Consider the following 25,362-nt stretch of genomic DNA (forward strand, 5'->3'; position numbering starts at 1 on the left):
TTCCCTCCTATTTCTCATAATACGCCATCACTTCTCTATACTCGTCGATCGTTGTTGTAGCAAGTAGACTTTCGATCATCCCTTCTGTCATCAACAACTCGGTAAGCTGTTGGATATTTTTTAAATGTTCATTGGGTTCTTTTGCTGCTAAGGTAAAAAATAAACTGGCTGTATTTTTTGAATCATCAAATTGGATAGGTTGCTTGAATTTGGTAAAAGCAATTGCTGTACCAAATACATTCGGACTTTTTTGCGAAGAATGAGGCATCGCAACTTGTGGTGCGAGAAGGATATAAGCACCATATTGTTCCACGCAATCGATCAGTTCTTCGATATAATAGTGGTTGATTACCTTTTTTTCTAACAAACGCATACAACTTTCAGCAATAGCCTCCCGCCAATCACTGATGTCTTTTTCCACATAGTTGACTAAGTCATTCTTAAAAAAATAAGTCAGCATTTGATCATTTGGCATCAAAAATCTATAGTTATAACCAACATTTCCTGATTTCTTCGACCCATAGTGGTTACATTTTTTGATCCCTTCTCCTTGTATATTTAGATTACTCAATTAATCAGCTATTCCGTTTTAATTAGCTGTTATTTTATCTATAATTGAGTTAGACGCTGTGGACTATTACTTTCTCCACCAGATTCCTCTCTTTTATTTATTTCACTTCCAACTGCTGTAATCTGCTTCCTAGCCACGAATAATTTTCATGTTTTGAACTTTATCCTGTTATTACAAAAAAGATGGATAGGGTACATCATTTTCCTGTGCAAAAACATCACTAAATCCACGATCAAATTGAAACATAAGCTCCGATTTCTCTTCTGGATACGTGTATTTACCGCCTACTTGCCAAATATATGGCACAAATGGATACTTCAAACGGTCTTTTTTCATTCGCCATAATTCTGTGATTTCTTTAGGATCAGCTATAAAGTTGGACCAGATATCGTAATGGACTGGGATCAATACTTTTGCTCTTAGTGATTCCGCCATACGTAGAAGGTCACTTGCGGTCATCTTGTCCGTGATCCCTCTTGGGTTTTCCCCAAATGCACCAAGGCAAATATCAATTTGGTATTCATTCCCATGTTTAGCAAATAAGTTAGAATAATGGGAATCACCTGCGTGATAAATCGCCCCACCAGAAGTTTGGAATAGATAATTCACAGCGATATCATCCATGATTGGAGGAAGTTGTCCTTTTAGCTGGACACTTGGATTTTCTTGTGTGATCAGCGCTGTGCGGTCAAAAGCTTCTAATACAACGAGGTTGGTTTCACCAATCTTCACCACGTCTCCTGGCTGTACGATTTGCGTTTTCTTCTGTGGAATCCCCCAAGAAAGCCAGATGTTCACCACTTCTTTTGGACCAATGAAGCGAGCATCAGGACAATTTTGGTGTACTGCTGCTGCCGTATGGATATCTAAGTGATCAGAGTGGATATGCGTCACAACTAACGCATCGATTTGTTTTATTTCAAACGGATCAATCACAAAAGGTTGCATTCGTAAATTGGGTTGCATTTTTTTTGTGCCACTCATCCGCATCATTTGATGTCCTTTTTTCATTTCACCATTTCCATGACTACGTTTGCCTGTACCACACCACAAGTCACATAGTATATTCGTTCCTTCGTGAGTTTTGATCCATAGTCCAGTACACCCCAACCACCACATAGATACGTTTTTTTCTTCTACTTCTTCCATTTCAATTGCTTCATTCAAATACGTTCCCCATTCTGGAAAAGTTGAAACTAACCATTTTTCTTTCGTTACTTCGTTAACATGCATCCATTAATTCCCCCTTCGAATATTGACTTCTTTGTTCACCCTTAATGATAAAGCGCTAACAAAATCATTTAAATCCCTCGATATGACCGTTGTTGATTTTTATGATTTTTTCCATTTTTTTAATGATCGTTTCGTTATAATCAATCATATAAACAAAAAAAATTCCTCAGGAGGAAAAGCCATGAAAAAACCAATACATATGATCGAAAAAAGACACCGAGAAATCCTTGAACTTTTAGAAGCACGCAAAAAAATGAGAACAATCGAACTTGCGACTGAGCTACAAGTTTCCCTTAGTACGATCCGACGTGATCTCAGCATATTAGAAGACAAGAATGAAATTATTAGAGAATACGGTCATTGTCTATTCAATTTTGATAACAAACTGAATTTCGATGAATCTGGTCCAATCAGGCTCAAACGTCAGATTGCCCACCATGCAAGCCAATATATCCGTGATTACGATACGATTTTTATCAATTCCAGTTCCACCGCTTTAGCGATACTCGATTACTTGGCTTCTCATTATGTGACAGTCGTTACCAACAATTTGAAAGTCGTCTCTTCCGTCCACCATTCCAATTACACCTATGTATTGACTGGTGGAGAATTACGTGTTCCAAAAGAAGTCCTCGTCGGAGATATCGCAATCCGCACGTTGACAGATATGAACGCTGACGTATGTGTGATTGGCTGTAGTGGTGTGGATATAAAAAATGGGGTGACTACGAAAATCCTTAATGAATCAAAAATCAATGAGTGGATGATCAATAAAACGACTCGATGCAAAATATTAGTTGCGGATCATCGAAAAATCGGTTTGACCTCCAAGTTCAAAATTGCAGAAATTACCGCTTTTGATTATTTGATTACGGATGAATTTTGTTCACCTAATTTAGCCAAACAACTTGAAAAATTAGGAATCAAAGTTATTCGGGTCAATTTATAGCCTTCCATGGTCTCACCTTCTTTCATATAAATCAAAAAAATAGAACAGATTATTTGCCTGTTTAAAAAACAAAGGGTAAGATAAAATTTGTAACCGCTATCATACTTTTTTAATTATCTATCTTTAATTTAGGAGAAAGAAGGCATCAACATGGAAAAACATTATCAAGCTGGTACACATGAAGGAATGATTCAATTTATCAATATGGAAGATTTAGAACTTGCAGCGACTCAAGTCATCCCTAGTGGAGGCTATGGTTATATTAGTAGTGGTGCTGGTGATTTATTCACCTTCCAAGAAAACGAGAAAGCATTCAATCATCAATTGATTATTCCACACGTCCTTAAAGATGTCGAAAACCCTGATACGATGACACATTTCTCAGATGATCTATTATCAGCTCCTATCATCATGGCACCAGTTGCTGCTCATGGGTTAGCTCATTTCCAAGCAGAGAAAGCTTCAGCCAAGGGTGTGTCTGAGTTTGGGACGATCTATACTGCCAGTTCCTATGCTTCCTGTACACTTGAGGAAATTCGTGAAGCCGGTGGAAAAAATGCTCCTCAATGGTTCCAGTTTTACATGAGCAAAGATGATGGAATCAATCTGGACATTTTAGAAATGGCAAAACGTAACGGTGCTAAAGCGATTGTCTTGACAGCAGATGCAACAGTTGGTGGTAATCGTGAAACAGACCGTCGGAATGGGTTCACCTTCCCCCTACCGATGCCAATCGTTCAAGCCTATCAATCAGGTGTCGGACAAACAATGGATGCAGTCTATCACTCTTCCAAACAAAAACTGAGTCCTAAAGATGTCGAATTCATTACGACTCATTCTGATCTACCTGTCTATGTGAAAGGTGTTCAATCTGAAGATGATGTTTATCGTTCCTTAGATGCCGGTGCTCAAGGTATTTGGGTATCTAATCATGGCGGACGACAACTAGATGGTGGCCCAGCAGCATTTGATTCTTTGAAATACGTAGCAGAAGCTGTGGATAAACGTGTGCCGATTGTTTTTGATAGTGGTGTTCGCCGTGGACAACACGTCTTTAAAGCTATTGCTTCTGGAGCAGATTTAGTAGCAATCGGTAGACCTGCCATCTACGGTCTAGCACTTGGCGGAAGCACAGGGATCAAACAAGTCTTTGACTTTTTCAAAAACGAGTTAGAAATGGTGATGCAATTAGCTGGTACCCAAACTATTGAAGATATTAAAAATGTCACGTTGCGGGAAAATCGCTTTATCTAAAAATTAGAATTTCCTTATCATGTATTGAACCAAGATCAACCAATATTCTTACAAAAGAAAAACAAGGATATGAACACTATTCGTTCTTATCCTTGTTTTTCTTTTGAACTAAATAAATCAATCCCCACCTATTTCTATAAAAAGCAGAAACAACAACTTCTTCACAGATACAAGACCAATCACCAATGTTTATTGAATAGCAAATGAGGTAGACCTAGTAAATTCAAAAATTTCTTCACTTTTTTACCCATTAGACTTTTGATTCGTAAATCCTCTCATATAAATAATATTTATCATAGATAAACCTTTTGACTATAGTATTGTCAAGCACCTATACTGCGTTGGTATTAAAAATTAGGAGGAATCAAACATGCTTAAAGGATTAAACTTATTAAACAATCCATTTCTAAATAAAGGAACTGCCTTTACCAAGGAAGAACGCGCAAAATATGGAATCACTGGGATGCTTCCAAGCACTGTACAAACATTAGAACAACAGTCTGTTCAAGCATACGGACAATATTTAAGCAAAACATCCGATTTAGAAAAACGGATTTTCTTGATGAACTTATTCAATACCAATCGGACACTTTTTTATAAATTGATGGGCCAACATTTAGTAGAATTTATGCCGATCGTTTATGATCCTGTGGTTGCTGATTCGATTGAACAATATAATGAAATCTTCTTAAAACCTCAAGATGCAGCTTTCCTTTCAATCGATGATCCTGAAAGCATTAAAGAAAGCTTGAAAAATGCCGCAGATGGCCGAGACATTCGTTTGATCGTTGTCACAGATGCAGAAGGAATCCTTGGAATGGGTGACTGGGGCGTAAATGGTGTAGATATTGCAATTGGGAAACTAATGGTTTACACAGCTGCGGCAGGGATCAACCCAGCACAAGTCTTACCTGTATCCATTGATGCGGGTACGAACAACGAAGAATTATTGAACAACCCACTTTACTTGGGAAATAAACATGCCAGAGTTGAGGGAGCGACTTACTATGAATTTATTGATCAATTCGTAGAAGCAGCAACAAATCTTTTCCCTGAATTGTTATTGCACTGGGAAGACTTTGGTCGTGGAAATGCAGCAACGATCTTAGAAAAATACGAAAACAAAATCACTACTTTCAATGATGATATCCAAGGAACAGGGATTGTTGTATTAGCTGGTGTATTAGGTGGATTGAATATTTCTCAAGAATCATTGAAAGATCAAACGATCCTTACATTTGGTGCTGGAACTGCGGGTGTTGGTATCGCAAATATCCTTCTAGATGAAATGATCCGCCAAGGGGTGCCAGAAGAAGAAGCACGCAAACACTTCTATCAAGTGGATAAACAAGGCTTATTATTTGAAGATACAGAAGGTCTTACACCTGGTCAAATTCCATTTGCTCGCAAACGTTCTGAATTCTCAAACCATGCAGAATTAACAACATTAGAATCTGCCGTAAAAGCCATTCATCCAACGATCATGATTGGTACTTCTACACAACCAGGTGCCTTTACTGAAGAAATCGTCAAAGAAATGGCTGCACATACTCCACGTCCAATTATTATGCCTTTGTCTAATCCAACAAAATTAGCAGAAGCTACTGCTCAAGATCTGATTGAATGGACAGATGGTAAAGCTCTAGTTGGTACAGGTATCCCTGCTGCTGATGTAGAATACAAAGGTGTCACTTACCAAATCGGTCAAGCAAACAATGCGTTGATGTATCCTGGTCTTGGCCTAGGTTTGATTGCTTCAACTGCTACTCGTGTCAATGCAGAGATCATCTCCCAAGCAAGTCGTGCACTCGGTGGAATCGTTGATGTGACGAAACCAGGCGCTGCTATCTTGCCACCAGTCGCAAAAATTACAGAGTTTTCACAAATCATTGCAGAGACAGTCGCTAAATCAGTTGTTGACCAACAATTAAATCGCGAAGAAATCAATGACATCAAAGCAGCAGTTACAGCTGCTAAATGGGTACCAGAATACCAAGAGCTAAAAGACTAAGTGATAGTTAATCCTTCCTGATTATCTACTTTGACAAGTAATATTTAGAAGTTTTAAAAAAAATTTGACAGCACTAAATTGAATATCTGGCAGAGATTCATGTCTTAGACAACTTGATTCTTGATGAAACAGTGAATCGCTAACAAGCTATCTAAGACATGTCTTTTTCAGAAATCTTTTTATCTTGTTGCCTTTAAGAGAATGACTTGTCGTATGTGCTAACTACTTTCCACAAGGTATCCACAGTTTCTCTTACTTCACTCAAAGAAAGGATCTGTATAAATTGTCACAACAAAAAAAGCCAACTGATTTATCAGTTGAAGAAAATAAAAAAGAAGGGTTTTGGACAACAACTATCAGTGGTGTCAGCTTACCGATCTATTTAATCATGGTTCTCGTGTTGATCGTGGCGATGGCTTTAGGAAAATTGCCTACTAATATGATTGGACCTATTGCTGTACTTGTTATCTTCGGGAATCTCTTCCATTTTATCGGAACAAAAATCCCTATTGTAAAAAGTTATTTAGGTGGAGGTTCTGTTTTTGCTATCTTTGCCTCAGCAGCCATTGCGACTTTTGGGATCTTACCTGAGTATGTCGTGAAATCAACAGAGAATTTCGTCAATAATATGGGATTCTTAGACTTTTATATTGCTGCATTGATCACAGGTAGTATCCTTGGTATGAATCGAAACTTATTGATGAAAGCTTCCGTTCGCTTTATTCCTGTTGCCCTTATTTCCATGATTGCTTCTTTCTTTGCCGTAGGGCTTGTCGGGATGTTGATCGGCAACGGCTTTGCTAATTCTGTGCTTTACATCTCGTTACCTGCCATGGCTGGTGGTGTTGGAGCAGGTGCTGTGCCTTTATCAACGATTTATGCAAATGTTTTAGGAACAGATGCCTCTGCCATCATTTCACGTTTGATCCCTGCTACTGCAATGACCAATGTCTTAGCGATTATTGGTGCAGCTTTAGTGGCTCGTGCTGGTCAGTCTATGCCAAAATTAAACGGAAATGGGAAATTGATGGAAAAAGGCAACCTTGGCGATGGAAAACCTCGTAACGTCAAACCATCCATTCCACAACTCGGTGTTGGTTTGATGGTCTCTCTTACTTTCTTCATTTTGGGACAAATCTGTAATTACTTTGTACCAAAAGTTCATGCTTATGCGTTTATGATCATTATCGTGGTGATTTGTAAAATCACCAACGCTTTACCTGAATATTATGAAGATGCAGCGATCATGTTCAATAATTTGATTGTTAAAAACTTGACAGCCGCAGTTCTTGCCGGCATCGGTATTGCCTTACTCAACTTGAATGTACTAGCTTCAGCTTTGACTTGGCAATTCGTCGTTCTATGTTTGACTAGCGTGATCGTTATTTCCCTTGTTTCAGCATTTGTAGGTCGTCTGTTTGGACTATATCCAATCGAATCAACAATTACTGCTGGCTTGTGTAATAATTCAATGGGTGGTACCGGAAACGTTGCAGTTTTATCTGCTGCAAATCGCATGGAACTCATCGCTTTCGCCCAAATGGGGAATCGTTTAGGGGGAGCAATCGTCTTGATTATCTCTGGTTTCTTAATGCAATTGCTTTCATAAAGAGAAAAAGCCAACTTTTTGCGATCGTGAGAAGTTGGCTTTTCGTTTGTTTAGAAATCATAGTTCTTTCATATAATGCTTTTGCCATTTAGTCAATTGATAGCCGATATGTTCGTAAAATTGATGTGCTTGGATTCTCGTTTCACCGGAATTCAACCGTATGCCAGCAAACCCTCTTATCTTCCCTTCTTTCTCTAGCCCTTTCATAAGAGCTTTTCCTACTCCATGATGTTGTGCTTCCGTAATCACAGCTAAGGCCAACACATTGAACAAAGTAGGAGCTAAAAGCGATTCATATTTTTCAGCATGAACATAGCCAAGGACTTTTTCTGTTGAGGTGTCTTCCACAACATAGATACAGTGTTAATCTGGCTGTTTTAAAATACTTTGCATTTGTTGGATGGTTCGTTCCATTGAAACATCATAACCGAGTTCTTTCTCGTTATTTTGTTGATAGCTTGTGCATCTGTCATACTCGCCTGCCATAGCCTGTTAGCCTCTCCTTTGCTTACTATATATAGATTCATTAATCTTTGATAGCTTGATTTCTTACACATAAAATATTCTAACAGCACTATAGATTTGAAATCACTATTAAAAAAGCTGAATCTGATTATATCAAGCTTTTCAATGTTATTAAAGACAGATAATGTTTTAGTAGTTTCCTATCATTTTACTGGTGTTTTAAATAATCATCACCATTAATCACATTCTAACTTTACATACTATAACATCTCCTTAGTTTTCTAAATTATTATAGATTTACCAATATACTCCGTCTTTTTCAATCAAAAAAGGGAATCTAAAGTTATTAATAAAAAAAACTGAACCCCTATCTATCAAGGGTTCAGCCATCATTTCAGGTCTATTCTTCTTCTTCAGCCATGAACGTATTGAAAACTTCTTCGATCATATCCCATTCAGCGTCTGTTTCGATTTGTTCTAACTCGCCTTCAGTTCCATCTTCATTTTCGATATAAGCATAAGCTTGTAATTCAACGTCTTCATCTTCTGGTACACCAGCTGGATAAAGAAGTACGTAGTTACGTCCAAATTCTTCTTGTCCATCTACTGTTAACAAGATTTCATATAGTGTTTCGTTTCCTTGGTCATCCACCAACGTAATGTGTTCATGTCCTTCATGATCATGTGTATGATTATGTTCTGCCATAAGAATCCCTCTTTTCATTTTTTAAAATAGTTGTTTACCCGAACCATCTAAATAGTTTTGTAAAATCATCACCGCAGCTAACTTATCGATGACTTTTTTCCTTTTTGCTCTTGAAGTATTTGCCTGTTCGACCAACATCCGTTCTGCTTGAACAGTGGTTAAACGTTCGTCTTGATAATCAACTGGCAGAGAAAATAGTTCATGGATCTTCTCCCCATATGCCATCGAGCTTTCTGCTCTTGGTCCAATTGAATTATTCATATTTTTTGGCAAGCCTACAACAAAACGATCGACTTCGTACTGTTCCACTAGTTCTTTTAAACGATCAAATCCAAATTCTTCGTTTGCTTCATCGATTCGGATAATCTCTACACCTTGAGCAGTCCAGCCAAAAGGATCACTGACAGCGACGCCTACTGTTTTTGAGCCAACGTCTAAGCCCATCACCCTCATAGATTCACTCCATGATTTGAAAGATAGTCTTTTACGATCACTTCCATAATCTCATCGCGTTCATGACGACGAATTAAATTTCTTGCGTCACGATAACGAGGAATGTAGGCCGGGTCTCCAGAAAGCAAGTAGCCCACAATCTGGTTGATTGGATTGTAGCCTTTTTCTTCCAAAGCCCGATAAACGATCGCTAATGTTTCGCTGACTTCTTTTTTTCGACTATCATCAAAACCAAAACGTACGGTTTCATCTGTAAAACCCATGATTCTACACCTCTTTCCGCAGGGCAGTCAAATTACCCTCTACACCCTTATTTTACTCGAAATAGAACAAAACTACAAATAAATATTCAAACTTCCAGAGAAAATAAAAAAGGAAGTTTTTTGTGGCTCTATTCTATTTATCTCCTTCTATTTGACAGCAAGGAACTTTTAGTTAAGTATACGTTAAAATTCCTTAAAAATAAGTTTTTTCGCTGTTTTTTCAAAATATTCACAAAATATTCAAAACTACTTGTTTTTTTTATCAACCCTTAGTCGCTTGACCGGTTTGGTAATTGATCGTGTAACCATCTTGGACATTATAGATATAAACATTAAAAGAGATCTGATCGTCTTCGACACTTTGTGCTTCTAATTGGACCCCTCTTGCCACTAACTCTTCCCCTTCAAAATGTGGCGTAACACGATAGCGTACATGATGATTTGTTTCCTTGATATAAGAAGCAATATCATTTTCATGAGCAAGCATATATGGCGTATTCAATGAACGTGTACCTGTCATCAGATTTTTGATATTGTTATTTTGTCCGGTCAATTGAAAACCAATCAAGTGACTACGGTTGTACAACCATTGTCCGTTACTTAATTTTTTTTGTTTCCAACCAGTTGGGTCAATATAAAGTGCTTCGCGTTTTTCTTTTGGAAATAACGACTTACCAAGCATCGCATTAGCTTGTCCTACTCGGTTCAAGCGATCGATTGGCGAATAACTTTCCCATGTGCCATTTTCTAGCGTAAGATCGCTTTTTGTAAACATCGGCTTATTCTGATTTATCTCGATTTCTTGATGTTTCCCATCATACGCTGGGATATCAGCAACTTTAGAAACCTGTGGTGTGGAATCAAATAGTCCAGAGATTTGCTGAATGATGTCTGTCTCTTGTTGCATAGCCGAAAAACCTAATACTCCAGCTACCAATGCAACGACAACCCCCATTACTGTTTTGGTTGTTTTTTTGTTCATATATTTACCCCTTTGCTGAAAGAACTTCTATAAATATTAACATACGTTCCCCTTTTTTAAAATAAATATATTTCTAGTTAAGAATATTTTTCCACCTATCTCTTCTACTGTTATTATATACGTCTCTTTAGCTCTTATCTTTTTCAGATAAAAAGAAATCGATTTCCATCTCGCAGAAATCGATTTCTTATCTATATCCTGAACCATAAATGGTTAGAATCATGTCATACATTGTCAGTCTCTCAATTAAGCGGTTCTATAATATCTAGTGTTGGTGGAAAACAATTTTGTTTTCTACTAACACTATTTTTTTGTAAAAAAAGATAGAAAAAGAGATATCCAAATTGATAGAATTAAGTCGCCTAAACCAAACTCATCAAGAAAGGATATCTCCATGGACTATCATACTAAAAAATTACTCGGTTTAACAGATGAAAATATCATTTTCCCTACAAATTGGCTTTCTGAAAAGAAAGAAGGAGGCATTACCTCCTACGTGATTCATGGACGCTTAGATTACACTCCCACTTGTTGTACAAAATGTGGGGTTAAAAACGAAGGACAAGTGATTAAATATGGGACCCACCAAACCACCATTCAATTACTACCGATCCATTCACGTAAAACAATCTTAAAACTTAAAAAAACTCGATTCCTATGTAAAGAGTGTGGCGCAACTTTCTCGGCTGAAACTTCTTTAGTCGATAGAAATTGTTCGATTTCTGTCGACTTGAAACGAAAAATCATGGCAGAATTAGCGACCAACTCCAGTAGAAAAGACATTGCCTTTCGTTATTTCGTATCGGATGTAACGATTTTACGAATCATGAAAGTGGCTGTGAAGAACGTTAAAATACGTTTGGACTACTTGCCCTCCGTTCTTTGCTTTGATGAATTTAAAGCAATGAAATCCTGTGTGGGTAAAATGAGTTTTATTTTCATGGATGGTCAAACGAATCAAATTCTTGGTCTTCTTGAAAGTCGTAAACTAGCTTATTTACGTACCTATTTCTCTCGCTATACCCGTCAAGCTAGAGAGAATGTCCAATATATCGTCATGGATATGAACGCTCCTTATTTTGAATTAGCAAAAAGTATTTTTCCCCATGCACAAATTGTCACGGATCGTTTTCATATTATCCAACATATTCACCGAGCGTTGAACCATTTACGGATTCAAATCATGAACACTTATCGTAAGAACGATCGTCTGAAGTATAAACGATTCAAACGTTACTGGAAGTTATTCCTAAAGGATTCTTATCTATTAGATAGCTCACGCTATCGCTATGATTATTCCTTTAAGCGTCCGATGACTGAAAAAGCGATCGTCGATGAATTACTCAGCTATGATTCCACATTGAAGTTGGCTTATGATACTTGTCAACTCCTTCTCTATCACTATAAACAAAAAGAGACGAATGACTTTTTCGAAGTGGTGAATACCTTAGATACCCAGCTTCCTGAGTGGTTTCGCAAGAAACTCACTTTCTTCAATAAATACAGAAAAGGAATCAAGAATGCCTTCCTAACACCCTATAGTAATGGGGCCTTGGAAGGGACAAACAATAAAATCAAGGTCATCAAACGAGTCGCTTATGGTTACCGTAATTTTCTCCATTTTCGTGACCGTATTTACTTGATTCAGGGCTTGGTTTTCCAAGATCAATCCAAAACAAAAAAGAATCAATCGAAGCGTATTTCTGCTTCGATTGATTCTCGATGAAATTCTTTCAATTTGAACTCACCAACACTACTTGTCGAAGAGCCAATTAAGCGGGTGACGGGAATCGAACCCGCGACATCAGCTTGGGAAGCTGGGATTTTACCACTAAACTACACCCGCATCATCTATTGAACAGTATACGCCTTTTTATTTTAGACCTCAAGTTTTCTTTTTATTCGTTTTACTATATTTTTGTAGTAAAATAAATCTAAGAAAATAGTCATTGGAGAACAAGTCATGCCAGAAAAAGATTTAGATTTATTACTTAACACTTGTTTACTAGCAGGAAAAATCATGACAGAGAGCAATGCAGAAATGTATCGTGTGGAAGATACGATGAGTCGGATTGCCTTAGCCTCCGGTAATTATCGTCTGGTGAGTTATGTCACACAAACAGGCTTATTTATTGGATTAGATCGCTCATCAACTATCCGAATGGAACAGATCACTAATCGGACGATCAATCTAGAGCGGGTTGTCAAAGTGAATAGTCTTTCACGGCAATATGTAGCAGGAGATTTGTCTTTGGAAGAGCTATATCTTGCCTTGCAAGAAGTAGAAAAGGACCGCCGAATGTTTCCTATTTGGTTACAGATCGTTAGCGCAGCGATCATTAGCGGTACGATCATGATTCTATTTGGTGGTGATTTCAAAGACTTACCTGTTACCTTATTCATTGGTGGGATTGGATATATCACCTATCTTTGTAGTTTGAAGTTCTTTCGAATCAAGTTTTTAGCTGAATTCCTATCCTCATTGGTGATTGGGATCGCAGCGATTCTTAGTGTACATGTAGGAATTGGTTTAAACCAAGATTTCATTATCATTGGTTGTGTCATGCCCCTGGTTCCTGGCGTACAAATCACTAACGCCATTCGTGACTTATTAGCTGGTCATTATGTTTCGGGCGTTTCAAGAGGAACTGAAGCCATGATGACAGCTACCATGATTGGTTTTGCCATCGCATTTATTTTTCAACTTTTTTATTAGGAAAGGAACATCACCATGTGGCAACTCTTAATTGAATTTTCTTTTAGCTTCTTGGCAACTGCTGCCTTTGCCATCATCACGAATGTTCCTCGAAAAGCACTGATTTGGTGTGGATTATCAGGCGCATTCGGTTGGATGATTTACTGGATTTGCTTGAAATACGGTGGGAGTGCAGCTTTCGGCTCTTTACTTGGTTCATTAGGTGTTGCCTTTGCGAGCGATTGCTTCTCCAAACAATTAAAAATGCCTGTCACGATTTTTAATATACCGGGAATGGTTCCACTTGTTCCTGGTGGTTTAGCCTATCAAGCTGTGCGAAATCTAGTGACTGGAGCCTACCAACAAGCTGCTTACTTTGCAGTTCAAGCCATTATGATCGCTGGAGCGATTGCTTTAGGTTTAGTTATTTCAGAAGTATTCAATCATAATATACGGAATTTCAAAGTGAAGCGTGAAAGCATCCTTTTGAAAAGAAAAAAGAAAAAGTAACTACATTGCTTAAATAAACCACTTACTTCTCATAGTTATCTATATTAAGTAAAGAACCCCACCAGATAAATATCGGTGAGGTTCTTTATAGTTATTCGCACAATTATTCAAGATAAGATATGCCAATTTTGGGTTATCCATTTCACAATAGCTATTGTGAATGACAAAAAGTTCTCCTCAGACTTTTCTCTCAAAAGTTTGGCTCCATCATCAAATGTATCTCTTTTTTAGAATGCTCGGTAAACGTATTGGTTTTTAGGCGTGGGTATTTTTTGAGCTTCAGTAACATGAACTGTAGGGATTTCTCGTTTGAAAGGTGCATAAAAATCAGACTGGATCGTTCCTTTTATGCTATACCATTCATCATTTTTTACTACCATTTCTTTTGGCAAGTGGATGAGTAATCCAAATACCCCCGAGTCAGCTACACAGTGGATAATACCAAATCGGAATAAAAACGTATCTGTTTTCTCCTCATTTTTTGATTGATAGATAAATCCTTCATAAGAAATTTTTTTCCCAATGAACTCACTTGGAAAATTATAAATCAATTCCATGACCTCAAGATAATTTTCGTCAGTGATCTTAATCGTTTGATTCTTTTCATATTTTTGTTTCAGTTCATTCATCTGATCCTGATAATCGGATTGATTAAAATAAATACTCGTATCTGGTTTCAGGTATTGTGTTTGTACTTCTGGATCGCCAACCGATTCTTTACTCAATGGAAAATTAAATCCTTTTGCTTCAACAATGGTTGTATTTAAACTCACTGTTGGAAAAAATGTACCAACAACAATCGGCAACGCTAATAAAACATAAGCAATCAGTCGTTGATAGGGCTTTGTTAGACCATGCTCATGATCATGAGAAGAATGAGTCGCTTCTTCGGTATGTTTTTCACCATCTGCTTTTACCCAAAGAGCTAGCTGAACGAATGCAAGCAAAGCAGATAAGACCATTGATAGTGTGGCCAAATAGCGGTAATGGACATTGATATACTGATCTAAACGTCCGGATACTTGTAGATACATCATTAATTCAAAATAACCAGATAATATCAAAAATCGTAACATATACGCCCTCCTAAATGAACCATGTGTAAGTAATTACAGTGATAGCGATTAATGAAACCAATGCTAGGATAAACCGACTTTTGAAATAACGTTTCATCATTAAAAGATTTTTGATATCTACCATTGGACCAAATACCAAAAATGCAACGACTGGCGCTGTTCCAAATAGACTTAGTAACGAGGAGCCGATGAAAGCATCTGCTTCTGAACAAAGAGACATGGTAAATGCTAAAATCAGCATGATACTAATCGCCAATAACTTGGTCGAGCCTAACGTCAGCATCACCCTTGTAGGTAAATAAGTCTGCATTCCAGCTGCAATCAAACCTCCCAAAACTAGGTACCGTCCTGTATCAAAAAATTCATCAATAGCATGAATAAAAACATGTATCACTTGCTTAAATCCTCTATGTTTTTCCACTGAGTGACTCTTTTCTCTTCCATGTTGATGTGGATGAGGTATTTCTATCTCCATGCTCTTCTCAACATGTTCTTTTAAAATAGGAGTCTTTTGGATATAAGCTAACCATACACCAACAACTAATGCCACTAAAAAACTACCTAAGATACGCCAACCTACCATTACCCAAGAATTTCCAAAAGCAATAAATGTAGAAAAGATCACCACAGGGTTGATAATTGGTGCTGTCAGCATAAAAGCAAAAGCCGTATGGATCGGTACACCTTTTTTTACAAACTGATGAACGATTGGAACAATCCCGCATTCACAGGAAGGAAAGAAAAATCCCAATATGGATCCTACTACAATAGATAGGAAACGATTTTTAGGCAGCCATCGTTTCACACGATTGGGAGTCAAAAAAACTTGTAAAGCCCCTGAGATAAAACACCCTAATAAAACAAAAGGCAACGCTTCGATAATGATCGATAAAAAAATCGTCCCCATTTGTAAAACCGAGTTAGGAATAAATGAAAACATACTATTTCTCCTTGTAATTGAACTTCATTTGCCAAATCACTATACGCTTTTCAGCAAAAAAAAACAAGAAAGCTTAAACTTATTTATAGATTCTATTTTTGCATTAAGCACTTCCATTGACATTTTGTAGCATACACCTTATTTTTACAAAGAGGTTGTGAAAAAGCCGTTTAGCTCCGAGTATTAAGGAGTAACTTGAAAAAATAGCTTTCCATATTTTTTCAAGTTTCAACTTAATATCGAAGGAGTTGGCTTTTGAACACCGTTTATCAAGAGGTTGTGAAAGAAGTGCCTTGCACTGAGGCATAAGGATGAAAAATAGAAAATGGCTCTTCACATTTTTTATTTTTTGACTTATGACCAAAGTGTAGCTTCTTGAACACCATTTATCAGAGGTTGTGAAAGAAGCGTCTTGCACTGAGGCATAAGGATGAAAAATAGAAAATGGCTCTTCACATTTTTTATTTTTTGACTTATGACCAAAGTGTAGCTTCTTGAACACCATTTATCAGAGGTTGTGAAAGAAGCGTCTTGCACTGAGGCATAAGGATGAAAAATAGAAAATGGCTCTTCACATTTTTTATTTTTTTGACTTATGACCAAAGTGTAGCTTCTTGAACACCATTTATCAGAGGTTGTGAAAAAGCCGTTCAGCTCCAAGTATTAAGAAGAAACTTGAGAAAACAGCTTCTTGATGTTTATTCAAGTATTATCTTAGTTTAAAAGAAATAGAGGGGTATCCGTTATTTATTTTTAGGAATATCTTTATGGATATTTCTCCTCAATTACACGATCATATGATTAATTAAACAAAGAATATCAATAAAGGAGTAATTGCTGTGAAAAAAACAACAGATTTATCTGAGGTCCAAATGGCGATTCAAAACATGGAAACGGTCGTTGTAGCTATCTCAATGCCTAATTGCAGCGTCTGCCATGCAGTTCTTCCTCAGTTAGCAGATTTATTGATCCATTATTCATTCCCTGCCTATCATTTAGATGCTTATGAGACACCAGAGGTTTCAGGTGCTTTCCAAGTATTTACCTCACCTGTCATTTTAGTTTTCCATCATGGTAAAGAAATCGCTCGACATGCGCGCTTTATTCGCTTTGAACAGTTGAAAAAAAATTTTGATCAATTGACAGATGCCGATGAAAGCCGTTCTTATGAATCTTTATTCTCCGAATAAACAAAAAGAGCGTGGACAAAAGTATGATTTACTCTTGTTTCACGCTCTAAATACGTATAAACAGCGGAATCAGAAGCATCTCCTTCGATAATAAGCTGAAATTCATAAAAATTTGAAAAGCAATTTTCGTGAATCTCTTCTTATTTCTCGGAGTTAACCACTTCTGTTCCAGCCTTTTCTTCTATTCTGCTACTTCGCTTTCTTGTAAAGAAGCATCTGAATGTAAAAAGTAGATCAATGTCTGTAATTCATTCGTTAAATCAACATTTTGGATCAATACTTCTTCTGGTGCATTCAGACGAGCTGATGTAAAATTCAAAATTCCTTTTACGCCAGCTTCTGTCAAACGATTTACTACTTCTTGTGCTTTTTCAGCAGGAATCGTTAAGATAGCTACTTCGATTTGTTGGATCTTGATTTGTTCGATCATATCCTCCATTGGATAAACCGGAATACCATCGACAATACGTCCAACAATTTCAGGGTTTACATCAAAGGCACAACTCACACGGATACTATTGCTTTGATGGAATTTGTATTTTAATAATGCACTACCAAGATTTCCGACACCAATCAATGCAACATTTGTCAATTGGTCGTCATTTAATGTTTTAGCGAAAAAATGCATCAAGTCTTCTACATCATAGCCGTAGCCACGTTTTCCTAACTCACCGAAATAGGAAAAATCACGTCGGATCGTTGCACTATCTACTTGGACAGCCTCACTTAATTCTGTTGATGACACTTTTTTCTTACCCGCATTATTTAAAATTCTTAAATAACGATAGTATAAAGGCAGGCGTTTCGCTGTTGCCTTTGGTATGACATGGTCTTTCACTTTATTACCCCCACAATTTTCTAAATTCACTTCGATTTATACATCATAGCAGTACTTGCACAAAAAAATCAATTTCGTTGCTTGAATCTTGTGAATTTTTATTCTTTATTCATTTTTTTATCATTTGTTAGAATCTCGCAGGAACAAAAAATTTATGTTAGACTACTAAAAGATAAGAATACGATAATTCTAAGAGAATTCACAAAGTAGAAAAGAGGATTCGATGATATTATTACAAGCCAATCAAATCGCTCGCCATTTCGGCGCAGAGATTTTATTTGAGAATATTCATTTAGAGATTCAAACAGGCGCTCGGATCGCCTTAGTCGGCCGAAATGGTGCTGGAAAATCGACATTATTAAAAATCATTGCTGGGATTGAAAGCCCAGATCTAGGTAACATCGCTAAAAACAAAGCTGCTACTTTAGGTTATTTAGCGCAAGATACTGGGTTAGACTCCACGGAAACCGTGTGGAATGAAATGCTAAAAGCATTTGAAACTGTTCGACAAATGGAACGACGAATGCGAGAACTAGAGGTCCTTATCAGTGAAGGAAACCCGGATACGCCTGCTTATGCTTCTCATTTAAAAGAATATGACAAGTTACAACATGAGTTTTCTGATAAAAACGGATATAGCTATGAAAATGAGATCCGCTCCGTACTCCACGGATTCAAGTTTGGCCCTTCCTTTTATGAACAACGAATCGATACACTTTCAGGTGGCCAAAAAACACGATTAGCCTTAGCAAGAATGCTTTTGCAACATCCAGATATCTTGATTTTGGATGAGCCAACTAACCATTTGGATATTGAAACGCTCTCTTGGTTGGAAGGCTATTTACAAAGTTATACCGGCGCACTGTTGATTGTTTCACATGACCGATATTTCTTAGATAAAGTAGCTACTGAAGTTTATGAATTAAGTCGTAAAAAAATGCGCCATTACAAAGGAAACTACTCTAAATATCTTGATATGAAAGCTGAGCAGTTGGCTTCAGATTGGAAAGCTTACGAAAAACAACAAACCGAGATACACAAGTTAGAAGACTTCGTCGCTAAAAACCTTGTCCGCGCCTCCACTACTAAACGTGCGCAAAGTCGCCGCAAAGCCTTAGAAAAAATGGAACGTTTAGATCGACCACAAGGAGATGAAAAGCAAGCCCATTTTCTTTTTCATGTGGCTAAGCCATCTGGAAATGTTGTTTTACAAGTGGAAGATGCAGCAATTGGTTATGATGGAACCATTTTATCTGAGCCCATCAACCTAGACATTCGTCGTCAAGAAGCAATTGCATTAGTTGGACCAAATGGTATCGGTAAATCAACTTTATTAAAATCAATCATTCAAAAATTGCCTTTTATTCGGGGAAAGGAAACTTTTGGAACTAACGTTACTGTTGGCTACTATGATCAAGGACAAGCTGATTTGCACACTAATAAGACAATTCTTGCAGAATTATGGGATGAACATCCCACGGTGCCAGAAAAAGACATCCGTACGATCTTAGGCGCCTTTTTATTCTCGGGAGAAGATGTAGAAAAGACGATCCCGTTACTAAGTGGTGGGGAAAAAGCACGTGTAGCTTTAGCCAAATTGGCGATGGATCAAGAAAATTTTTTAATTCTGGATGAACCAACCAACCATTTAGATATTGACAATAAAGAAGTACTAGAGAATGCTCTCATTGACTATGAAGGAACCTTGCTATTTGTTTCTCATGATCGATACTTTATCAATCGAATCGCAACCAAAGTCGTGGAACTCTCTGAAACAGGAAGTAAGGTCTACCTGGGAGATTATGATTATTATTTAGAAAAGAAAAAAGAAGAAGAAGAAATTGCGGAGCTTTTAGCAAAAGACATCCCTGAAGTCAATACTCCTTCGACAAGAAAAACAACCTATCATCAAAGTAAGGAGCAGCAAAAGCTCATTCGTAGTTTACAACGTAAAGTTACCCAAATCGAAGAAGATTTAGCTAAATTAGATGAAACAATCGACCAACTAGAACAAGAAATGATCTCCCCTGAACTATTAGATGATCATGTTAAACTGAATGAATTGAATCAAGCGCTGAATACTGCGCGACAACAACAAGAAATAAAATTATCCGAATGGGAAGAATTAAGTTTAGAATTAGAAGAATACGAAACCGAATCCTAGCTCTCTAGGTGAGAAAGCAACTAAGCAACTCCAAGAAAAAACTCCAGAGTAGCTACAAAACTTACTTCTGAAACGATATTTATCCAACTTTATCATTTTTAAATCGACTTTTTGTTCTATCTGCATGTTAGGTAATAAGAGAAAATAGAATTCGCAAAATAGACTATAGGATGCAAAAATGAGCTGGTACTAGCTTCCTGGCACCCTATAGTCTATTTAATTGCTTTATAACTGTTTACTAGTCATGATCTTTTTCTTTTTAAAGCTTAATTGATTATTGACCAGTTTCTCAAGTGCCTCTTATTGTAGACTGGAAAGATCTATGGGATTTCAAATGATGTAGCTCATGTCATTTATCTAGAGTGGATGTACATCTCGTATGCTCGACTAATTCGGCTTGGTCGTTGTGATTGTTTAAGTATCTTTCTATTTTTGTTCTTGAACTTTTTAAAAATCCCACCACGGATAAGAAAACAACGTCTCTTACTATTCTTTAATGTGTTCTTTCTAGGAATATCTGTTGGATGTATGTATGATTGATTCGTTTTTTCAGTCTGTTTTTGTTGAGCTAAATTGATTTTGTCCGCTGTATTTTGGCTCTTTGTTCTAAGCATAGATATTGAATTTTTTCTAGGGACATTTTCATATGTAGTAGAGTCACTCTTACCAAAATCATCCTTGTTCTTTTGTTCTTTTGAAATGGTGCTTCTCAATGTAGCAGGAATATTTTCAGCTGAAGACTTCATTAGTGAGAGTGGTAGGCTCTTTGATCGTTGTATAGGATGGTTCTTATCCATTTGTTTCATTGAAATGAAGTCAACTGATTCTTCATCGATAGATTTCTCACTTTTTCTAACTCGCATTGAAGAACTTTTCGATAATCTCAATGATGGATTCTTTAGTTGCGCTTCTTCATATTTTAGATATCGTTCTACTTCGACAGTGGGCGAAAAATAAACGGCCCGTATTCGCTCAACGATTTCTTCCATAGAATCACCATCCAATTGCCGATTTATTTCTGGTCGTTCAAAACAGCATTTAAGACTTTCAAACCTAATTTTAATTATCTGTTGTAGCTCTTTCTTCGCATCTTTATAATAGAGTGCACTAGGGGAACCCTCAGCTATTGGTTTGCTTTTCTCCATATCTTTTAGTTTTTGGCAATCCAAGTTTAACCAAATATAGAGATAGTCACTCAAATAAAAATTTTTATAATAAAAACGAGCCATGGCAGTTTTTAGTTCAGCTTGTGTGCTATTTTCCAACTCTTTTGCTAATGCTTGAGCCTCTTTAATACGCTTAAAAGCTTTTTCACTAGTGGATACTTCCCCCTTTTCTAAATAGCGCTTTGATAGGTTAATTAATTCTTTTTCTACCTCATTTAACTCCTCTGTCGGCTGAATCACTGTTTGTATTTCCTTCACAGTACTAGCACTCTCCGCTTTTTTTGTTTTAGTTCGATGAAACACACTTCTAAATCCTTTACTTCTACTCATCTTCATCCTCCTAATCTAGTAATTCAATAAAAGTATACATGTGTCTAATCATTCTTAGAATCTATTTTTCCCTTATGTGGTAAAAAACAACATTACAATACTTGTAAGTTAAGTGACTCTCCGATTTACAAATGACTGTGTTTACCTTTTGATCAAGGTTAGCCTGAGGACAAATTATCGTACTTATTAATTAGTCCCATAGACTCACACCTTAATTCTAACAAAGGCTAAGTCACTCAAATGACTAACTCTTTTTTCTAAGAGACATTAGATATACTATGTAAGAAATAGATAATCATGGATAATGATTGCTGAGTACTGATTTAGCAATGTGTATTCTTTTTGGTTTCAGAGAATTCTACTGACATCTTTTTTTAAGTTTCTGATCTTATTTAAGTATTCTCAAAATTCATAACTGACTTCTGCTGTCCATTCTAGACTAAGCTAAACATATTATTTATACTTTTCACTTTCAACCAATTTTTTAACAGTAGCTGTTAATCTATCTCAGTTTTTCGCTCTTCACTAATGCTCCTGCGCCACGTTGCTTATCGTGTCCTTTTATTTTCATATACGATGATACAAAGCCATACACTACTTGTTTAAAGTTGTGGGTTTGTTTTCTGATTCTTGATTATTTGTTGATTGGATAGATTTTGATAGATCCGATTACTTTCATTGACGCTTGTAGCTACAAGATCTGAGAAACTTCTATTTATTGTAGACTGTATGGGTTTATTGTCTATTTGCTTGTTAATAGTCACTTGAGTTGAATTATTACTGTTTTCGGTACTTGTGGTTACAAAATTTAAAAAGCTCCTATTGGTTGTATTCCCAGTGATTTCTAAAGTTTTTATTGCCTCCATTTTCTTCCCATTTCCTACAGTTACTGGTATTTCTGTGTGTGGTATATCTATACCTATATTATCCGTTGTTCGTTCTGTGGTCTGCTCTTGTGTTTTATTGAATTGAAGACTTTTTTCGAAGATCCCATCTCCAAGTACGAATTTCATTGCTAGATATTCAAACATGGATTCAATTTCTAATCCTTCTTCACTAATACTTCGTTTAACACGCGGTCGTTGATTAAATGCTCTCCCATCGGCAAGATCTCTCAGGAGGACCATAAGCATTTCCGCATCTGTCATCTGAAAATTCGCCCGCAACATAAAATTTGTCTCCATCTCTTTAGCCACAGTCCTAATTGATATTGTTGGTTTATCCAAAGATATTGCTAAATGATTCACAAAAGCCTTGAATGCTTTGGACTCTAATAAATTCGGGTAGATATCGATATAATCATTCAGTGCATCTTCTGCACTAATACTAAATTTTTTGTCAACAGGATAATACATAACCACATCTTCTGAATCCACAGTATGATGTGTCACTTCATGTAAAATTACATCCCGTCCAATTGGTCTTGTCTCTTTTCCAAGCTTAACGTCTGGCTCCAAGTGAAAAGCATCCGCATAAATGAGTATTCTACATTCCGGATCATATCCAAAAATGGATCCCAGTGATAAATTCTTTCGACAAACTGAATGATATTCCTTTGTTCCTTTTTTTCGAACTAGATCGGTAGAAACAATCAAAATATTCTCAAAGCCAAGATCCGCCGTTTTTTGCAGGAATAATTCTCCTTTTTCTGCTATCAATCTTAGTTTCTTGAGAATTTCTCTTAAGATTTCTTCTTGATTTGTCGCCTTTTCCAACTGAAAAAGTTGAATCAAATATTGGCCTTGCCGAGTTTCTACTAGCGTCCTTTTCTTTAACAAATTATCACACGTCTTTTTTGTCTTTACACACTTTTCTTGCGCTTTCTTAAATTCTCCTACCAATTTTTCTCGAAAAAGTTTGATGTATTCTGGTGCTGTATCTTTCTTAAGACCAACATACACTCGAAAATCACGTTTACGTTTCCCAGATAAATTCCTAGTGATCATCGATTTTAATTTTTTTTCCACCCACTCTTTCTTATCATAATACACAACAGTTTTTTCTGGAAGAAAATGAGAAAAATCACCAAGCGCAACGTTGGCATCTTCAACTCTTCGTATTTCAAATTTCTTTTGAAATGGGATTGCTTTTCTAAGTTTCGTCCATTCTTCTGCGTGTCTAGTTGTATCTGGAATCACATTTTGTGGCGGTAACCCCCGTTGTGATGTTATCTTTGAAGTACTTGGTGCGGACTTCTCTCTGGAATTCCTTGTTTTACTTTTCTTAGAGGTAGCTTTCCATTTTCGTTGTCGCTCTTTAGGTTGTTCAGAAAAAAATGCTTCTATTACTTCCTTACTTTCTAACTCTGTCTCAAAACGGAATCGATCCTTTTTCTCATCGAATCGCAAGACGGTCATTGATTCATGATAATCTTTTTTCACTAAATGATACCGGTTCAACTCCTTATCCAGTAAAATCAATGGAATGTATTGCTCGTTGACCTTGATGTAAGATCTGTCTGCTCCATCCCATATCAAACCATTCCTAGTTTCGGGTGCAGAAAGAAAAACAGGATTCTTTTGTGATTCAAACTGATCCAACTGCTCAACGATTTTTGACTCTACCTCTTTGGGTATAGAGTGGGAAGTCGGGGCTTCAAAATACCATTCCATACCATTATAATTCACTGGTAAAAACTTTTTCGCTGCAGGATCCTTGATATACATTCGGACACCGTGTCCTTCGATGGACTGCATCCCCACCGGAATCAGTTTGCCTTTCATTCGAATAAAACGTTTCGTCTCTTCTCCTTCTTTTGCGACTGTCGTGATCATTCCTTCGCCATAGGCTTGGGGATCAGGATTGTTTTTAACGACATACATCTGATCTTTATCCAGTTTGAATTCTAAACGATCGATCAGTTCTAGTTGTTCTGTTGTAAATTTGGCAGGCCCTCTATAAGGTTCTAACTGTTTGCCTTTCAATACATACAAGCCACCAAATACCTCCGAAGTGTCCAAATTAGTCACCCGCATATATAGATCTCCACTCATCTTTTTTACGGGAACTTCCAAACCATTCAACTGTGCCATCACAATTTCTTTTTTCAACGCCTCTCGTGCTTTCTCCATGATCTCTATTTTTTCTAACAGAGCTTTGGTTTTCATTCCGACTCGAAATTCATTTTTGAACTTCAAGGCTTTCTGAATCACCAGTCGACCGCCACCTACGATCGTTTCAAATCCTGGATCAATCGCCTGTGCGAGACTCCAAACCAGTTTTCTGATTTCAGCGACATTCGGAAGAAAATGGCGACTATTTTTGATGACACTTCGAATCCCTCCTCGGGCAAACGCTCGAGCCACCCCTAACGCAAATTTCATATTGAGAGAAGTGATTTGTCCCACTATTGGAATGAAAAGCAACGCATCAATTGTACACGAAGTAACTGCTTCACCAGTATCTTGATTGATGATCCCTGTCACACAATCATAAAATGGGATGAAATGCTTGATGACCTCCCAAAGTTTTTCGGTATCCGATTTATCGTTTCCCGAATCGTAGAGTTGCTTGTACAATTGATCACTATGTTTACGACTCAATGTCTCAATCAACGGTTCCATTTCCACCCCATGGGATAACTTCTTGCTTCGATTCACACGAGCAGAGAATTGAAAGTATTTATCCCCGATGCGAATCTCATTTCCTACTTGTTGATACCCTTTCTCCCAAAGATCCTTCCGATTAAATAACCCATATTTGAAGTAGGATAAGGAATCTTGATCGACTCGATAAAGGATATAGCCCCCTTCTTCATCCAGTCTCTTCAATGCATACCAACGTTCTTCATTCCCTTGAACAGCCACAAACAGATCCGTTTTGTCGAGACTAAGCGTGGTATCCTCCCACGTCACTCGTCCTCTCAAATTAATCAGTAACATTCCACCTGTTCCTGGCGCACCACCTGTATAATGGGTTTCATTTTTCAACTCGGCAAATCCCTCGTAAAGGGTAGTC

21 protein-coding genes, 1 tRNA gene and 1 pseudogene are annotated in these 25,362 nt (G+C 37.1%); 9 read left to right on the top strand and 14 right to left on the bottom strand.

Annotation, left to right across the window (positions count from 1 at the left end):
- Nucleotides 1-7: 7 nt before the first annotated feature.
- Nucleotides 8-460 (bottom strand): PTS sugar transporter subunit IIA, encoded by a 453-nt coding sequence (locus A5844_RS08920; protein WP_086285251.1) that lies wholly within the window; start codon nt 458-460, stop codon nt 8-10.
- Between the two features lie 282 nt (nt 461-742).
- Nucleotides 743-1,804, bottom strand: coding sequence for an L-ascorbate 6-phosphate lactonase (gene ulaG / locus A5844_RS08925; RefSeq protein ID WP_086284844.1), 1,062 nt, complete (start codon nt 1,802-1,804; stop codon nt 743-745).
- A 181-nt stretch (nt 1,805-1,985) separates the two neighbouring features.
- On the opposite strand from ulaG, the gene A5844_RS08930 reads away from it, so the two are divergent.
- From A5844_RS08930 to A5844_RS08945, 4 genes are all read left to right on the top strand, one after another.
- On the top strand, nt 1,986-2,753 hold the full coding sequence (locus A5844_RS08930; protein ID WP_086284845.1) for a DeoR/GlpR family DNA-binding transcription regulator: 768 nt from the start codon (nt 1,986-1,988) through the stop codon (nt 2,751-2,753).
- Between the two features lie 150 nt (nt 2,754-2,903).
- A complete protein-coding gene (locus tag A5844_RS08935) occupies nt 2,904-4,007 on the top strand; it encodes an alpha-hydroxy-acid oxidizing protein (protein ID WP_086284846.1) in 1,104 nt (367 codons plus the stop codon).
- 370 nt (nt 4,008-4,377) lie between these two features.
- Complete coding sequence (locus A5844_RS08940; RefSeq protein ID WP_086284847.1) at nt 4,378-6,018, top strand: malolactic enzyme; 1,641 nt, start codon at nt 4,378-4,380, stop codon at nt 6,016-6,018.
- Between the two features lie 283 nt (nt 6,019-6,301).
- Nucleotides 6,302-7,627 (top strand): 2-hydroxycarboxylate transporter family protein, encoded by a 1,326-nt coding sequence (locus tag A5844_RS08945; RefSeq protein ID WP_086284848.1) that lies wholly within the window; start codon nt 6,302-6,304, stop codon nt 7,625-7,627.
- Nucleotides 7,628-7,684: 57 nt separating this feature from the next.
- Here A5844_RS08945 and A5844_RS08950 read toward each other — a convergent pair whose 3' ends face one another.
- From A5844_RS08950 to A5844_RS08970, 6 genes are all read right to left on the bottom strand, one after another.
- The gene (locus tag A5844_RS08950; RefSeq protein ID WP_256924544.1) at nt 7,685-7,975 is read right to left on the bottom strand and encodes a GNAT family N-acetyltransferase; all 291 of its coding nucleotides are present in this window, start codon (nt 7,973-7,975) and stop codon (nt 7,685-7,687) included.
- 15 nt (nt 7,976-7,990) lie between these two features.
- Nucleotides 7,991-8,113, bottom strand: coding sequence for a hypothetical protein (locus tag A5844_RS14655; RefSeq protein WP_256924545.1), 123 nt, complete (start codon nt 8,111-8,113; stop codon nt 7,991-7,993).
- Between the two features lie 379 nt (nt 8,114-8,492).
- Nucleotides 8,493-8,798: a DUF1292 domain-containing protein gene (locus A5844_RS08955; RefSeq protein WP_086284849.1), complete on the bottom strand. Its 306-nt coding sequence runs from the start codon at nt 8,796-8,798 to the stop codon at nt 8,493-8,495.
- A 21-nt stretch (nt 8,799-8,819) separates the two neighbouring features.
- Nucleotides 8,820-9,251, bottom strand: a complete 432-nt coding sequence (gene ruvX / locus A5844_RS08960; RefSeq protein WP_086284850.1) for a Holliday junction resolvase RuvX — start codon at nt 9,249-9,251, stop codon at nt 8,820-8,822.
- A complete protein-coding gene (locus A5844_RS08965; RefSeq protein WP_002290885.1) occupies nt 9,248-9,514 on the bottom strand; it encodes an IreB family regulatory phosphoprotein in 267 nt (88 codons plus the stop codon). The genes ruvX and A5844_RS08965 overlap by 4 nt, the downstream gene beginning before the upstream one ends.
- A gap of 262 nt (nt 9,515-9,776) precedes the next feature.
- Entirely contained in the window at nt 9,777-10,496 is a 720-nt protein-coding gene (locus A5844_RS08970) for a DNA/RNA non-specific endonuclease (protein ID WP_086284851.1), read from the bottom strand.
- Nucleotides 10,497-10,890: 394 nt separating this feature from the next.
- Between A5844_RS08970 and A5844_RS08975 the strand changes: the two genes are divergently transcribed.
- Entirely contained in the window at nt 10,891-12,222 is a 1,332-nt protein-coding gene (locus A5844_RS08975; RefSeq protein WP_086284852.1) for an ISL3 family transposase, read from the top strand.
- A 49-nt stretch (nt 12,223-12,271) separates the two neighbouring features.
- Here A5844_RS08975 and A5844_RS08980 read toward each other — a convergent pair.
- A tRNA-Gly gene (locus tag A5844_RS08980) sits at nt 12,272-12,342 on the bottom strand.
- Between the two features lie 117 nt (nt 12,343-12,459).
- Here A5844_RS08980 and A5844_RS08985 point away from each other — a divergent pair.
- Nucleotides 12,460-13,212: a threonine/serine exporter family protein gene (locus A5844_RS08985; RefSeq protein WP_086284853.1), complete on the top strand. Its 753-nt coding sequence runs from the start codon at nt 12,460-12,462 to the stop codon at nt 13,210-13,212.
- Between the two features lie 15 nt (nt 13,213-13,227).
- Complete coding sequence (locus A5844_RS08990; protein ID WP_086284854.1) at nt 13,228-13,701, top strand: threonine/serine exporter family protein; 474 nt, start codon at nt 13,228-13,230, stop codon at nt 13,699-13,701.
- Nucleotides 13,702-13,928: 227 nt separating this feature from the next.
- On the opposite strand, the gene A5844_RS08995 is transcribed toward A5844_RS08990, so the two are convergent.
- Both A5844_RS08995 and A5844_RS09000 read right to left on the bottom strand, forming a co-directional pair.
- Nucleotides 13,929-14,777, bottom strand: a complete 849-nt coding sequence (locus A5844_RS08995) for a TIGR03943 family putative permease subunit (RefSeq protein WP_086284855.1) — start codon at nt 14,775-14,777, stop codon at nt 13,929-13,931.
- A gap of 10 nt (nt 14,778-14,787) precedes the next feature.
- The gene (locus A5844_RS09000; protein WP_086284856.1) at nt 14,788-15,717 is read right to left on the bottom strand and encodes a permease; all 930 of its coding nucleotides are present in this window, start codon (nt 15,715-15,717) and stop codon (nt 14,788-14,790) included.
- Nucleotides 15,718-16,556: 839 nt separating this feature from the next.
- Here A5844_RS09000 and A5844_RS09015 point away from each other — a divergent pair.
- Nucleotides 16,557-16,907: a thioredoxin family protein gene (locus tag A5844_RS09015; RefSeq protein ID WP_086284858.1), complete on the top strand. Its 351-nt coding sequence runs from the start codon at nt 16,557-16,559 to the stop codon at nt 16,905-16,907.
- 181 nt (nt 16,908-17,088) lie between these two features.
- Here the strand turns inward: A5844_RS09015 and A5844_RS09020 are convergent, their stop codons facing one another.
- Nucleotides 17,089-17,745, bottom strand: coding sequence for a redox-sensing transcriptional repressor Rex (locus tag A5844_RS09020; RefSeq protein WP_086284859.1), 657 nt, complete (start codon nt 17,743-17,745; stop codon nt 17,089-17,091).
- A gap of 223 nt (nt 17,746-17,968) precedes the next feature.
- Between A5844_RS09020 and A5844_RS09025 the strand changes: the two genes are divergently transcribed.
- The gene (locus A5844_RS09025; RefSeq protein ID WP_086284860.1) at nt 17,969-19,909 is read left to right on the top strand and encodes an ABC-F family ATP-binding cassette domain-containing protein; all 1,941 of its coding nucleotides are present in this window, start codon (nt 17,969-17,971) and stop codon (nt 19,907-19,909) included.
- Nucleotides 19,910-20,262: 353 nt separating this feature from the next.
- Here A5844_RS09025 and A5844_RS09030 read toward each other — a convergent pair whose 3' ends face one another.
- Nucleotides 20,263-21,405, bottom strand: a complete 1,143-nt coding sequence (locus A5844_RS09030; RefSeq protein WP_086284861.1) for a hypothetical protein — start codon at nt 21,403-21,405, stop codon at nt 20,263-20,265.
- A 602-nt stretch (nt 21,406-22,007) separates the two neighbouring features.
- Nucleotides 22,008-25,362 (bottom strand): annotated as a pseudogene (locus A5844_RS09035) (hypothetical protein); the annotation flags it as partial.

It is taken from the genome of Candidatus Enterococcus wittei (assembly GCF_002140175.1).
In the GTDB taxonomy this organism is placed as follows: domain Bacteria; phylum Bacillota; class Bacilli; order Lactobacillales; family Enterococcaceae; genus Enterococcus_B; species Enterococcus_B wittei.

Coding starts and splice junctions, on each gene's coding strand:
- A5844_RS08920 (WP_086285251.1), bottom strand. CDS start 460: ATGCTGACTTATTTTTTTAAGAATGACTTAGTCAACTATGTGGAAAAA.
- ulaG (WP_086284844.1), bottom strand. CDS start 1,804: ATGCATGTTAACGAAGTAACGAAAGAAAAATGGTTAGTTTCAACTTTT.
- A5844_RS08930 (WP_086284845.1), top strand. CDS start 1,986: ATGAAAAAACCAATACATATGATCGAAAAAAGACACCGAGAAATCCTT.
- A5844_RS08935 (WP_086284846.1), top strand. CDS start 2,904: ATGGAAAAACATTATCAAGCTGGTACACATGAAGGAATGATTCAATTT.
- A5844_RS08940 (WP_086284847.1), top strand. CDS start 4,378: ATGCTTAAAGGATTAAACTTATTAAACAATCCATTTCTAAATAAAGGA.
- A5844_RS14655 (WP_256924545.1), bottom strand. CDS start 8,113: ATGGCAGGCGAGTATGACAGATGCACAAGCTATCAACAAAATAACGAG.
- A5844_RS08955 (WP_086284849.1), bottom strand. CDS start 8,798: ATGGCAGAACATAATCATACACATGATCATGAAGGACATGAACACATT.
- ruvX (WP_086284850.1), bottom strand. CDS start 9,251: ATGAGGGTGATGGGCTTAGACGTTGGCTCAAAAACAGTAGGCGTCGCT.
- A5844_RS08965 (WP_002290885.1), bottom strand. CDS start 9,514: ATGGGTTTTACAGATGAAACCGTACGTTTTGGTTTTGATGATAGTCGA.
- A5844_RS08970 (WP_086284851.1), bottom strand. CDS start 10,496: ATGAACAAAAAAACAACCAAAACAGTAATGGGGGTTGTCGTTGCATTG.
- A5844_RS08975 (WP_086284852.1), top strand. CDS start 10,891: ATGGACTATCATACTAAAAAATTACTCGGTTTAACAGATGAAAATATC.
- A5844_RS08985 (WP_086284853.1), top strand. CDS start 12,460: ATGCCAGAAAAAGATTTAGATTTATTACTTAACACTTGTTTACTAGCA.
- A5844_RS08990 (WP_086284854.1), top strand. CDS start 13,228: ATGTGGCAACTCTTAATTGAATTTTCTTTTAGCTTCTTGGCAACTGCT.
- A5844_RS08995 (WP_086284855.1), bottom strand. CDS start 14,777: ATGTTACGATTTTTGATATTATCTGGTTATTTTGAATTAATGATGTAT.
- A5844_RS09000 (WP_086284856.1), bottom strand. CDS start 15,717: ATGTTTTCATTTATTCCTAACTCGGTTTTACAAATGGGGACGATTTTT.
- A5844_RS09025 (WP_086284860.1), top strand. CDS start 17,969: ATGATATTATTACAAGCCAATCAAATCGCTCGCCATTTCGGCGCAGAG.
- A5844_RS09030 (WP_086284861.1), bottom strand. CDS start 21,405: ATGAGTAGAAGTAAAGGATTTAGAAGTGTGTTTCATCGAACTAAAACA.